Origin of the sequence: Dakarella massiliensis, assembly GCF_001182045.1 — a bacterium.
Classification (GTDB): Bacteria; Pseudomonadota; Gammaproteobacteria; order Burkholderiales; family Burkholderiaceae_F; genus Mesosutterella; species Mesosutterella massiliensis.
The window spans coordinates 202,862-215,640 of the sequence record NZ_CVTY01000005.1 but is presented as its reverse complement, the minus strand read 5'-3'; the positions used below and the strand labels follow the sequence as shown (position 1 = coordinate 215,640).

At 58.7% G+C, this 12,779-nt stretch carries 11 protein-coding genes; 4 read left to right on the top strand and 7 right to left on the bottom strand.

What is annotated here, in order from left to right; all coding sequences use genetic code 11:
* The first annotated feature begins 1 nt into the window (after position 1).
* Both BN1936_RS02650 and BN1936_RS02645 read left to right on the top strand, forming a co-directional pair.
* A complete protein-coding gene (locus BN1936_RS02650; protein ID WP_022444544.1) occupies positions 2–1,480 on the top strand; it encodes a S41 family peptidase in 1,479 nt (492 codons plus the stop codon).
* Positions 1,481–1,519: 39 nt separating this feature from the next.
* The gene (locus tag BN1936_RS02645) at positions 1,520–2,272 is read left to right on the top strand and encodes a HesA/MoeB/ThiF family protein (protein WP_022444545.1); all 753 of its coding nucleotides are present in this window, start codon (positions 1,520–1,522) and stop codon (positions 2,270–2,272) included.
* Positions 2,273–2,371: 99 nt separating this feature from the next.
* Here BN1936_RS02645 and sppA read toward each other — a convergent pair whose 3' ends face one another.
* From sppA to BN1936_RS02610, 7 genes are all read right to left on the bottom strand, one after another.
* Positions 2,372–4,180 carry a signal peptide peptidase SppA gene (gene sppA, locus BN1936_RS02640; protein ID WP_148521172.1) on the bottom strand — a complete coding sequence of 603 codons (1,809 nt, stop codon included), beginning with the start codon at positions 4,178–4,180 and terminating at the stop codon, positions 2,372–2,374.
* 223 nt (positions 4,181–4,403) lie between these two features.
* Entirely contained in the window at positions 4,404–4,826 is a 423-nt protein-coding gene (gene dksA / locus BN1936_RS02635; RefSeq protein ID WP_049686580.1) for an RNA polymerase-binding protein DksA, read from the bottom strand.
* A gap of 156 nt (positions 4,827–4,982) precedes the next feature.
* Complete coding sequence (locus BN1936_RS02630; RefSeq protein ID WP_049686579.1) at positions 4,983–5,969, bottom strand: CobW family GTP-binding protein; 987 nt, start codon at positions 5,967–5,969, stop codon at positions 4,983–4,985.
* Between the two features lie 27 nt (positions 5,970–5,996).
* On the bottom strand, positions 5,997–7,217 hold the full coding sequence (locus tag BN1936_RS02625; protein WP_022444549.1) for a class I SAM-dependent rRNA methyltransferase: 1,221 nt from the start codon (positions 7,215–7,217) through the stop codon (positions 5,997–5,999).
* Positions 7,218–7,242: 25 nt separating this feature from the next.
* Positions 7,243–8,106, bottom strand: coding sequence for a diaminopimelate epimerase (gene dapF / locus BN1936_RS02620; protein WP_049686578.1), 864 nt, complete (start codon positions 8,104–8,106; stop codon positions 7,243–7,245).
* A 30-nt stretch (positions 8,107–8,136) separates the two neighbouring features.
* Positions 8,137–9,021: a lysophospholipid acyltransferase family protein gene (locus BN1936_RS02615; protein ID WP_022444552.1), complete on the bottom strand. Its 885-nt coding sequence runs from the start codon at positions 9,019–9,021 to the stop codon at positions 8,137–8,139.
* Positions 9,018–9,893 carry a lysophospholipid acyltransferase family protein gene (locus BN1936_RS02610; RefSeq protein WP_049686672.1) on the bottom strand — a complete coding sequence of 292 codons (876 nt, stop codon included), beginning with the start codon at positions 9,891–9,893 and terminating at the stop codon, positions 9,018–9,020. Before BN1936_RS02610 ends, BN1936_RS02615 begins: the two co-directional genes overlap by 4 nt.
* A 257-nt stretch (positions 9,894–10,150) precedes the next feature.
* Here BN1936_RS02610 and metK point away from each other — a divergent pair, with 257 nt between their 5' ends.
* Both metK and BN1936_RS02600 read left to right on the top strand, forming a co-directional pair.
* Positions 10,151–11,332, top strand: coding sequence for a methionine adenosyltransferase (gene metK / locus BN1936_RS02605; protein WP_049686577.1), 1,182 nt, complete (start codon positions 10,151–10,153; stop codon positions 11,330–11,332).
* Positions 11,333–11,443: 111 nt separating this feature from the next.
* On the top strand, positions 11,444–12,754 hold the full coding sequence (locus BN1936_RS02600) for a tryptophan--tRNA ligase (protein ID WP_022444556.1): 1,311 nt from the start codon (positions 11,444–11,446) through the stop codon (positions 12,752–12,754).
* Positions 12,755–12,779: the final 25 nt, after the last annotated feature.

The window sequence follows — 12,779 nt, the reverse complement described above, 5'->3', positions numbered from 1 at the left end:
TATGGACAAAAATACGTTAAAGCTGGTTACGGTCGGCACGGCTGTCGGATTCGCACTCACCATGGGAATGAATGCGTGGGCTGACAAGACTGATACGGCCACTCAGAACCAGCTCCCGCTGAAGGAAATCCGGCAGTTTACCGACGTGTTCGGCGCCATCAAGTCCTTCTACGTCGATCCGGTCGGCGATAAGAAGCTCCTTGAACAGGCACTAACCGGCATGGTGTCCGGTCTGGACCCTCACTCCGCATACCTCGATGCTGAAGGATTCAAGGATCTGCAGGAAGGGACTGAAGGCGAATTCGGCGGCCTGGGCATTGAAGTAACGAAGGACGGCAAGAGCGGCGTCCAGGTGGTGTCCCCGATCGACGACACGCCGGCCGCCAAGGCTGGCGTCCGCGCGGGTGACATCATCATCAAGATCGATAACACCTTCACCTACGACCTGACACTCAGCAAGTGCGTGAAGATGATGCGCGGCAAGCCGAAGACCCCGGTCACGCTGCAGATCATGCGTAAGGGCGTGAAGAAGCCGATCACAATCAAGCTCGTCCGCAGCATCATCAAGGTTCAGTCCGTGAAATCGAAGGAACTCCCGGACGGCATCGGCTACATCCGTATCTCCCAGTTCCAGGAACATACCGAAGAGGATCTCGCGAAGGCCCTGAATAAGTTCCAGAAGGATCATCACCTGAAGGGACTCGTGCTCGACCTCCGCAATAACCCCGGCGGTCTGCTGGACGCCGCGGTCGGTGTCTGCGGACTCTTCCTGCCAGCCAATACGCTCGTCGTTTCGACCAAGGGCCGCACCGAGGACTCGAACCGCGAATTCTTCACCGGCCAGCCGCTTCCGAACCTTCCCGTGACGGAAAAGGGACCGGAAGAAGCGAAGACCGTGCCGATCGTTGTGCTGATCAATCCGTCCTCAGCTTCTGCCTCTGAAATTGTGGCGGGCGCTCTTCAGGATCATAAGAGAGCCACACTGATGGGGCGCCGTTCCTTCGGCAAGGGCAGCGTGCAGACGGTCATTCCGCTGACGCCGCTCACCGAAAAGTCCCCCACCGGCATCAAGCTCACGACGGCCCGCTACTACACGCCGTCCGGGCGCTCTATCCAGGCTACCGGCATCAAGCCGGATGTCGCGGTCGACGATACGGCTGAAGGCAACTATCCCTCCTTCATCATCCGCGAGGCGGATCTGGATAACCATCTGACGGTCTCCGGCAACACCACGGACGCAGATGAAGCGAAGGAAGAAGCGGAGTCCGAAACCGCCTCCGACAAGGATGTCTACAAGTTCGGTGACGCCAACGACTTCCCGCTCCAGCAGGCGCAGCACTTCCTGAAGGGCGAGCCCGTCAAGAAGGGAGGCGAGCATTCCGCCAAAGCATCCACCAAAAGCAGTCAGCCGGATGCCCAAAAGACCACCGAACGGAGTAATGAAACTTCCTCGAAGAACGCCGGGAAATCCGTAAAATAATCAGGTTATTTCCCCCGCCAAACTTGAGGTTCATTGCTCATGATGGAAGCCAAAGAGAAAGAGCGCTATCTGCGCCAGATGAACGTTGCTGAGCTCGGAGAAAAGGGTCAGCAAAAGTTGAAGGACACGACGTTTCTCGTGATCGGTGCGGGTGGTCTCGGTTCCCCGGCTGCTCTGCTGCTCGCAGCGGCCGGTGCCGGCAAGATCATCCTCGCCGACTTCGACACCGTGGAAGTCAACAATCTGTCCCGCCAGTTCCTCCACACGGATGCCCGTGTCGGGATGAATAAGGCCGAGAGCGGCGCGATCGCGCTGAAGGAAATCAACCCCTACCTGACGGTTGAGCCTTACACCGAGCCGATCAACGATGAAACGCTCGAGCCGCTCGCGGCCCGCGCGGACATTGTGGTCGAGTGCTGTGACAACTCGAAGACCCGCCACGCGATCAACCGAGTGTGCCATAAGCTGCGTAAGCCGCTTGTCACCTCTGGCGCCATCCGAGGCGCGGGCCAGGTAAGTGTCTTTGATTTCCGCGAGTCTGATACGCCCTGCTATGACTGCGCGTTCCCCGAGGACGAGGAAAAGGATCTGAAGGCCTCCACGCTCGGCGTCCTCACCTCGCTTACCGGCATCATGGGGGCTCTGGAGGCCTCTGAAGCGATCAAGCTCGCTACCGGAATGGGTAAGCCGCTCAAGAACCAGGTGATGCTGGTTGACGTGCTGAATAACGACTTCCAGATTTTCAATCTGAAGCCGAATCCGGACTGCCCCGTCTGCCACGGCGGAAAGTAATTCCGGAAGGAGCCCGCGCTCCTTACATCAGAAAACCCTCGGCCGGTCTTTCAACCGGCGCGAGGGTTTTTCTTTGGGGTTCTGAAACGAGTCCGATGCCTACCGCACCTGCCAGAGCGTCCTTGCCTGGATGAAGTCCGAAGTCTTCTGTTCACCCGACGCGGGATCCGCCGCACTGATCGCGGAGGCGGCAAGCGTCCTCATCCAGACCGGAAGCCCCGCTTCACTCGCTACCTGGGCAAGAAGCGCGTCCGCGACGCCCGCGGTCGCCGGCGGCTCGAAGAATTTCAGCGCGTAGCTCTTATCAATGCCGGCAAGCTTCGCCGCCTGTTCAGCCGCGTCATCAAACGTTCCCAGCTGATCAACAAGCCCGCGCTCCTTTGCCTGGCGCCCGGTCCACACCCGACCCTGAGCCACGCTGTTTACCGCTTCGACCGTCATGTTTCTCGCCTGCGACACGCGGTAAAGGAACTTCGCGTAGGTATCACTCACCTGAAGCTCCGCCGCGGCCTTCGCGTTGGCGGTGAAAGGCACAAGGGGAGAGGAACTGATGCCGGTCGTCCCGGTGGATTCGGAATTCACGCCGACTCCAAGCTTCGCGAGACTCTTATCGAAGGTCGGCATCATGCCGTAGACCCCGATTGATCCTGTGATAGAAAGCGGATTCGACACCACCCGCTGAGCGGCGGTCGACACCCAGTATCCGCCGGAGGCTGCCATATCGCCGAAATAGGCGACGAGAGGTTTACCGGACTTACGAAGAGAAATCAGAGCCTCACGGATCTTTTCAGACGCGAGTGCGCTGCCGCCCGGAGAGTTGATGCGAAGCACTACCGCCTTGACACTCGGATCCATCTCCGCGTCCCGGATCATCGCGATCAGCGCGTTCGCGCTCGCGTTTCCGTTGCCGACCGATTCCTCTGTGATTTCACCCTCAAGCGTCACGACACCCACCGCACCGTCACCGCTCGAATGCGGAAGAGGCGCCACTCCGAGATACTCTCCGAGAGATGTGAATTCCCCCGCGCAGGCGCCCGAGAAACAGTCATGGCCGACGAGGCGGCTCCTGAGATCATTCCAGTTCGCAATGCCGTTCACAAGCCCCGTTTCCTTTGCCATCCGGGCGGCGTCACCACCGGCACGGCGAAGGTTCTCGAGGTAATTATCCATCCAGGCTTTAAGGTAGCCCTGAGGGAGGCCCCGCCCGGTTTCCATGGCGGCTGAGAGCTGAGCCCATTCGTCATTCAGCCAGAACCGCTGCGCGGTGAGCGCGTCTTCGCTCGGCGCGCTGTTCGTGAACATCTCAGGCGCGCTCTTATAGGCCCCGGCCTTGGCAACATTCACCGTGACGCCGAGCTTATTGAGGACACTGCCCAGATAGAAACTCGTGGCTTCCAGCCCCCGGACCTTCACCTCGCCCATTGGATGCAGATAGATCTCACTCGCATTCGACGCGATACCCCACTGGGCCTGCGTAAAGCTGTCAGACCAGGCGTAGACCTTGTGCCCCGAGGCTTCATAATCCTTGATCGCCTTGCCGATTTCGTAAATCGACGCCGGACCCGCTCCCGTCATGTGGTCAAGCCGGAGAAGGACGGCTTTGATCCGACGGTCCGATCTGGCGGCCCGAAGCGCGTCCGTCACATCAGAAACGGTCGTTTCCTCCACACGGGTTCCGGTCATTTTCGCGACCCAGTTCCTGCCGCCGACAAGCGCCGAAGGCTGCATCACGACCTTGCCATTGATATCAATCTCCAAAATGCTGCTGGACGGAATAGACGGCGTTCGGAAGCCGTACCAGATAAGCCCGATCACGAGAAGCATCACGAAGGCAAACAGGATATTTGCCGTAACCCGACGGGTCGTATCCAGTGCGAGATAGAGTCTTCGGAGAATACGAAAAAGCATTTTGGATTTCCAAGAGAGTTCTGGAAGAAGGCGGATAGCGCCCAGGTCTTCCGGCTGAATCAGAAATATCAGCCGGCGGCCGCTGTTTCTCACAAGTCTAAAGCCTCATGCGGAAAACGATTCCCCGAAACCCGGATTTTCTTTGCGTAAACAAAAAAAGAGGACCGCCCTCCTGTGTGCCAAGGGGATCCTCTTTCTGAACAGACTGCGCGCGGAACCGCGATCAGTCGTTGTACATCTTCTGCTTCAGTTCGCGGCGCTGCTGGGCTTCAAGCGACAGCGTGGCGGTAGGACGCGCGAGAAGGCGCGCGACACCGATCGGTTCACCCGTCTCAGCGCACCAGCCGTACTCTCCTTCGTCGATGCGCTTGATGGCTGCCTGAACCTTCTTCAGAAGCTTGCGCTCGCGGTCGCGTGTACGAAGCTCCAGAGCGTGCTCCTCTTCAATCGTAGCCCGGTCGAGCGGATCGGGAGCAAGCTGCGTCTGGCGAAGCGTCTCCGTCGTCTGACCCGCATTGTGGCGCAGCTGGGCCTCCATTGCTTCAAGACGGGCACGGAAGAAAGCCAGCTGATCTTCGTTCATGTACTCGTCCTCAGACATGCTGAGAAGCTCTTTTTCGGTGATGATTTTTTTCTTGGTCGCCATTTTGTGTCTAACTCACTGTTTAAAAAAACAGACTTTTGCAGAGGAGGAGAACCCTGTTCCTTCAGCCTGAGAAGGAATGGGGAAACCGTATTAAACCACGATTTAAAAAAAGCGGCAGGAAAAATCCGCCGCTTATCCCATTTTTAGTATTTTTTCCTAGCAGAGGCAGGCATCGAGACCCTTGATCAGGGCTTCCTTCGGCAGATTTCTGCCAATGAAGACGATACGGGACTTGGGACTGCCCTCCCAGGGACCAAAAGCCTGAGTGCCGGCCGTCATATGAACGCCCTGCAGCACGATTTCACGATCCGCGCCCTGAAGGTAAAGAATGCCCTTGTAGCGAAGCAGATCCTGACCATAAACACTCAGCAGCGACATGAAGTAATGCTCAAAGCGCTGCGGATCAAACGGGCGGTCCGATTCATAGAGGAAAGAGCTGATTTCGTCGCTGTGATGATGCTTATGCGCGCCCGTAAGGAAATCCGGGGCCACATTCAGCACGTCGCTGATATTGAAGCCCTGAATATCAATCACCACGTCAACCGGGCAGTCGCCCATATTCACGCGGCGCATATCGGCATGCAGATTCATGGCGCGGAGGCGCTCTTCAAGCGCTTTTGCCTTTTCCTCATCGACAAGGTCCGTCTTGCTGACAAGAATGCGGTCAGCGAAACCGACCTGCGCCTGGGCTTCAGGCTGCTGGTCGAGCGTCGCGTCGCCATTCATCGCGTCAACCACCGTCACCACGCCATCCAGACGGAAGAAGGCTGCCACGACATCGTCCATGAAGAATGTCTGGGCTACCGGACCCGGATCCGCGAGACCCGTCGTCTCGATCACAACCCAATCGAACTTGGATTCGCCCTTTTCGCGCTGAATCCGGAGCTTGGTCAGAATCCGGGAGAGGTCGCCGCGGATCGTGCAGCAGATGCACCCATTATTCATGGACACAATCTGCTCGGCTTCGCTGTGAACCAGAAGGTCATCATCGATACCGGCTTCACCGTACTCATTCTCAATCACTGCGATGCGGTGATGATGATCTTCCTTCAGAATCCGGTTTAAAAGCGTCGTCTTTCCCGCGCCGAGGAAACCCGTCACGATAGTTACGGGGATCAGCGTGTCAGCTAATGATTCTGCCATCCTTTCTCTTCCTTACTTAATAAGTTCTCAGGGCCTTACGAGCAGGTGAAGTCCCTTCAGGTACTCCCCTTCCGGATAAGTCACGAGCAGCGGATGATCCGCTCCGGCTCCGAGCCGGCCGACAATCCAGGCGTTCACACCGGCGTCAAACACCGCGCCGGCAACAATCTTCTGGAAAAGATCCGCATCCACTGCGCCCGAACAGGAAAATGTCAGCAGATGACCGCCTGTCCGAAGAAGCTTGAGACCGTTCAGACTGATGTCCTTATAGGCTCTCGCAGCCCGTTCGACATGATAACGAGTCGATGCAAACTTGGGAGGATCGAGAATAATGAGGTCAAACTTCTCGCCGCGGTCCCTCGCTTTTCTAAGATATTCAAAGACATCGGCTTCGACCCACACGCATTTGTCCTGCGGGAAACCATTCCGCTCGGTATTCTCACGGGCAAGCGCAAGCGCTTCGCCCGACGAGTCCACGGAAACCACGCTGTCAGCTCCGCCCGCCATCAGGGCAAGAGAGAATCCGCCCGTGTAGCAGAAGCAGTTGAGCGCGCACATGCCGCGGCCGTTTTTCTCACGGAACTCGCGGGCAAGACGCTGAACCGTGTAGCGGCTGTCGCGCTGATCAATATAGAAGCCGGTCTTATGCCCGATGCGGACATCGACCCCGTAGCGGACACCGTCCTCCACGATCTCGATTTCCTTCGGGGGCTCCTCGCCGCTGATCAGGCCGGAACGCTTCGGAAGCCCCTCACGCTCACGGACCGAAGCGTCCGAGCGCTCGAATACCCCCTTAGCCCCGGTAACCTTCATCAGCAACCGGGCAATCAGCTCGCGGTTCTGCTCCATGCCGGCGGACAGAATCTCGCACACCAGATAGTCGCCGTACTGATCGACGATCAGACCGGGAAGCCTGTCAGCTTCACCAAACACAAGACGCAGAGCGGTCGACCGGGAACGAAGATCCTCACGGGCCGCCACGGCCTCGCGGATCCGGGCCTCGAACCACGCCTCATTGATCACGTCATCCTTATCGAACGACCAGCATCGGGCACGGATTGCCGACTTCGGCGACCAGGAGGCCCACGCGAGGAACCGGCTGTCGTGGCCCACGATCCGGACGAGATCCCCCATGCCCGGCTTTCCATTCACCCGGGCAATGGCCTTCTCATAGACCCAGGGGTGGCGCTTGAGGAGAGACTTTTCTCTGCCCTTCACCAGAACGACTTCAATAGGCTGCTGTTGCATGGAGGTTTCCTATACTCACTGACTGTTAGATAGCGGGGACGTCAATTTCGCCCGTGAAAACGGTTGCCGCCGGGCCGATCAGGAAGACGGAGCCGGTCGGCGTGCCGTCCCACTCAATACGCAGACGGCCGCCGTGCATCTGAAGCTCAACCGCGGAGTCGAAGAGTCCGCGGCGCATACCGGCAACGGCAGCCGCGCAGGCGCCTGTACCGCAGGCGAGGGTCTCCCCTGCGCCGCGCTCCCAGACGCGGAGCTTGCCTTCCGTACGGCTGACAGCCTGCAGGAAGCCCACATTCACGCGTTCCGGGAAAGCCGGATGATTTTCAATCGCGGGGCCCACCGTGCTCACCGGAGCCTGTTCCACGTCTCCCACCACCATGACGGCGTGGGGGTTGCCCATAGAGACCACGGACACCCAGTTGTTGTAGCCCGCTGCCTTCACTTCCCAGAGCGTGTCGGAAGCACGGGAGAGGTGAGAGAGGCCCGTCGTATCCAGCGGAATCTCTTCCGGACGGAATCTCGGAGCTCCCATATCGACCTTCACGCGGCCGTCATCCTGAAGTTCCGGCTGAATGCTGCCCTTCATCGTTTCAACGCGGATCTTCTTCTTCGTGGTCAGACCGCGGTCATAGACAAAGCGCGCGAAGCAGCGGGCACCGTTGCCGCACATCTCCACTTCGCCGCCATCCTGATTGAAGATCCGATAACGGAAATCCGTATCCGGGGTCCGCGCCTTTTCAACGATCAGGATCTGATCGGCGCCGATGCCGAGATGACGGTCGGCGATGAATCGGAGCTGGTTCGTCGTCATGGTGAACGGAGCTTCCGTGCTGTCGATCACGATGAAGTCGTTGCCGGCTCCATGCATCTTGGTAAATTGCAGCTTCATTTTTCCTGCTCCTGTCAGATAGGTCTCAAATCAATAGATGGAAGGTTCGCCTTCAGGGCGTGTTTTGAATCGCCGGTGCGTCCACAGATACTGGTCCGGGAACTTGAGGATCCACTGCTCCAGCTCGTGATTGATGCGGGCTGTATCGGCCTCGTAGTCTCCTGTCGGGAAACCTTCAAGCCTGTAAATATGCACACAGTAACCCTCTTTCGTCATCTCCGTGATGCACATGGCGACGTGCGCTTTCGTCAGCCGGGCAAGACGCGACACCATCGGCAGAGTGGCGGCGGGCACACCGAAAAACGGCACGAAGATCGAATTCTGCCTGCCGTGGTCCATATCCGGCAAATAGTAGAAGGGAAGTCCGTCGCGCATCGCACGGATAACGGGCCGAAGATCAAAGTGCCCGGTCTTCGCGATCAGAATCGGGTTGCAGAAGCGCAGTCTGCCGTCAAGCTCCGCCTTGTCCCAGGCTTTGTTGGACTGCGTCTGATAAAGCGAGACGCCGCGCACATACGTGTTGAAGGTAATGCCGGCCGCGTCCAGCCCGAGGAAGTGAGGCGACACAACGATCAGCGGTCGGTTATCCGTGTCCAGCACGAGATCAAGCCCCTCAAACTTCACCATGGCCTGAAGCTCTTCCTTCGTTCCCTTCCAGAGCACCGCGTGATCCAGTGCCGCGCGGCCCATATTGCGGCAATTCTGCTTTGCGATCCGCACCCGCTTTTCCTCGGTCCAGTCGGGGAAACAGAGCCGCAGATTCGTCAGCGCCACATGGCGGCGTTTCGGAATTGCCCACCAGAGAATCCAGGCAATCACCGCTCCAAACCGCTCGCGGGTCCGGATCGATGTGCCGTAGAAGCACCCCAGAACCCAGATCCAGAAACGGGCCAAGACTTCATTCACTTTCTTCATTCCTTCGCCTGCTCCTCCGGCGGATTCACGCCTGCCGGACACTTGTAGCGGTTATAGGCCCAGAGATACTGCTCCGGAAGCAGACGGATCACGCGTTCCAGATGCTGATTCATCGTCACCGCGTCGTCCTTCATATTTCCGGTCAGCGGCTCATCCCAGAGCCTCGCGTCAATTTCCCAGCCCCGGCTGCTGATCCGGCGTCCCCAGGCCACAATCTTCACGGCATCAAACTGATGGGCAAGCCTCAGCGGCAGCGTCATCGTGTAGGCCGGGCGTCCGAAGAAGTTCACCCACACCCCTTCACCCTTTGACGGCACCTGATCCGGCAGCACACCGACCACCTGTCCGCCGCGGAAGGATGACACGAGCATCCGCACCCCCTTCAGCGTTGCGGGGGCCGGCCGGATACCGGGGGTTTCGCGGCCATGCAGCACCACGTTCTGCAGAATGGATTTCTTCGGAATCCGATAGAGGATTGCCATATAGCGGTCCGTTCCCGCAAGGAACCGCTCGGCAAGCCACACAGGCGCCACCTCGAAGCTTCCGATATGAGGCGTGATGAACAGAATGGGGCGTCCCGAGGCGAGCGCGTCCCCGATAATCCGCTCCGCCTCCGCCGTGGCTGACACGTGCTTCATGAGCGCCTTGCGGGGCTTGCCCCAGATCCACGCGGTTTCCGCAGCCTGCTTTCCAAGCTCACGGCTGACAGCAGGAGAATAGGCGTCGGAATCGTAACCAGCCTGCGCGAGATTCTCCGCCATTTTCCTTCGGTATTTAGCCGAGCAACGCCAGACCAATGCGCCGAGCGCCCCGCCAACCGGGTGCACTATCCAAAGCGGGATCATGGATAGAAGCCGAAATAACAGCCGCATATAAATAACCATTCCGGCGCCCGACAGGCGGCCGATTGCTCCTCAGTAACAGCAAGACTTGAAAGTGTCTTATCTTAAGCCTGCCCGAAAGTCAAAACAGGTATATTATTTCAGGTCTTCGCCGAGTTAACAGGACAACTTGCGGGGCGAAGACTGGGACAAGGTCCCATATTTATTCAATTTCCGCTAAAGCGTCGGTCGCATGCCCTCTGATTTGATTTTGCGAAGGCGCTGTATTCCAAATTTGGGAGCATTCGATGGGCAGCAATTATCTTTTTACGTCTGAATCTGTGAGTGAAGGCCATCCGGACAAGGTGGCGGACCAGATCTCGGACGCCGTTCTCGATGCCATTCTCGAGCAGGATCCCTACGGCCGCGTCGCTGCAGAAACCCTCTGCGCTACGGGTCTTGTCGTGCTCGCTGGCGAAATCACCACCTCCGCTCAGGTCGATTACATCGGCGTTACCCGCGACACCCTCCGTCAGATTGGCTATGACAATACCGAATACGGCATTGACCACCGCGGCTGTTCCGTTCTCGTCGGCTACGACAAGCAGTCGGCTGACATCAAGCAGGGCGTTGACAAGGCCTCTGACGATCCGCTCGAAACCGGTGCCGGTGACCAGGGTCTGATGTTCGGTTACGCGTGCGACGAAACCGACACGCTGATGCCCGCCCCGATCTACTACGCACACCGCCTGATGCAGCAGCAGTCCATTCTCCGCAAGAACGGCACGCTGCCCTTCCTCCGTCCGGACGCGAAGAGCCAGCTCACCGTGCGCTATGTGGATGGACGCCCGCAGTCTGTGGACACCGTTGTGCTTTCCACGCAGCATTCCCCTGAGATGAGCGACGGCGACAAGATGAAGCCTGAGTTCACGGAAGCCGTGATTGAAAGCATCATCAAGCCGGTGCTTCCGGCTGAGTGGATCACTCCGGAAACCAAGTTCCTGATCAACCCGACCGGCCGCTTCGTGGTCGGCGGCCCTCAGGGCGACACTGGCCTCACCGGCCGCAAGATCATCGTCGACACCTACGGCGGCTCCTGCCCGCACGGCGGCGGCGCGTTCTCCGGCAAGGACCCGACGAAGGTTGACCGTTCCGCCGCGTACGCCTGCCGCTATGTGGCGAAGAATATCGTCGCTGCCGGCCTCGCTCACCGCTGCCAGGTTCAGGTGGCCTACGCCATCGGCGTTGCCCGTCCGATGAACATCACGGTTCACACCTTCGGCACCGGCGCGATTCCTGATGAAGAGATCCCCCGCATCGTCGGTGAATCCTTCGATCTGCGCCCGAACGGCATCATCCGCATGCTCGATCTCCGCCGCCCGATCTACCGCAAGACGGCCTGCTACGGTCACTTCGGCCGCGAGGAACCGGAATTCACGTGGGAAAAGACCGACAAGGTTGAGATCCTGAGGTCCAAGGCCGGTCTGTAACCGGAGCGGCTCCTTGCCGCTAAACTTAAAGCCTTAAACCAGATAAGGCCGGCACTCGTTGGCCGGCCTTGTTTTTTTACTGTTATCGGTTTGTACGGAAAATCATTTGAGATGAAAAAACGCGTTCTCACAGGCATCAACACTACCGGTACCCTGCATCTGGGCAACTACGTCGGGGCCCTTCGCCCTTCCATTCAGCAGAGCCGGTCTGACGAGGTGGAAAGCTTCTACTTTCTGGCTGACCTCCACGCTCTCATCAAGTGTCAGGATCCCGTGCGCCTCCAGCGCTCGAGACTCCAGATTGCCGCCACGTGGCTTGCCGCAGGCCTCGATCCCGAACACGTTACTTTCTATCGCCAGAGTGATATTCAGGAGATTCCGCTCCTCAACTGGCTGCTGGACTGCTCCTGCTCCAAGGGGCTGATGAACCGCGCTCACGCCTACAAGGCAGTGCTCGAAGCGAGCGTTGAGAGCGGTGAGGATCCGGATGCACGCGTGTCGATGGGCCTCTTCTGCTACCCGATCCTGATGGCCGCCGACATTCTGATGTTCAACGCGGATCTTGTGCCGGTCGGCAAGGATCAGGCGCAGCACCTGGAAATGGCGCGCGACATCGCCACCCGGTTCAATAATCTCTATGCGCCGAAGGATCATCCCTTCTTCCGCATGCCCTACGCGCTGATTGATGAGAAGCAGGAGCTTCTCCCCGGCACCGATGGCCGCAAGATGAGCAAGAGCTACGACAACGTGATCCCGCTCTTTGAAGGCGGCTCCTCCGCGCTCTCCGACATGATCAGCCGCATCGTAACGGACGACAAGAAGCCGGGCGAAGCGAAGGATCCGGATTCCACTTCGCTCACGCAGCTTTTCAAGGCATTCTCAACTGACGAAGAGTACGCGCAGTTCCGCGCCGAACTCACGGACGGTCTCGGCTGGGGTGAGGCGAAGAAGAAGCTCTTCAATCAGATCGAGGCCGAGATCGGACCGATGCGTCCGAAGTACGAGGAGTACATCAAAGAGCCGCAGAAGCTTGAGGAGATTCTTCTTGCCGGCGCTGAAAAAGCCCGGAAGATTTCCGCGCCGTTCCTCGAAGAACTCCGCAACGCGGTCGGTCTCCGCCCATTCACGAACTTCAAGGGTTCCGCGCATAACGCTCCGGTGAAGGAAACGAAGAAGAAGTCCGCTGCCGCTTCCTTCAAGCAGTACCGGAATCCTGACGGAACCTTTGGCTTCAAGTTCACAGACGCCGCGGGCACCGTGCTTCTCGAAAGCACCGGCTGGGCGAGCGGCGCTGAGGCCGGCCGGGCAATCGGCCAGCTGAAGAAAAACGGCGCTGCGGCTCTTGCGGCTCTGCCCCTTGTAGAGCGCGCCGCCGGCATCACCGATCAGCAGCTTGCTGACGCTTTCGCATCCCTCGCTTAACGCTTCACATACCGCCCGGAAGGAA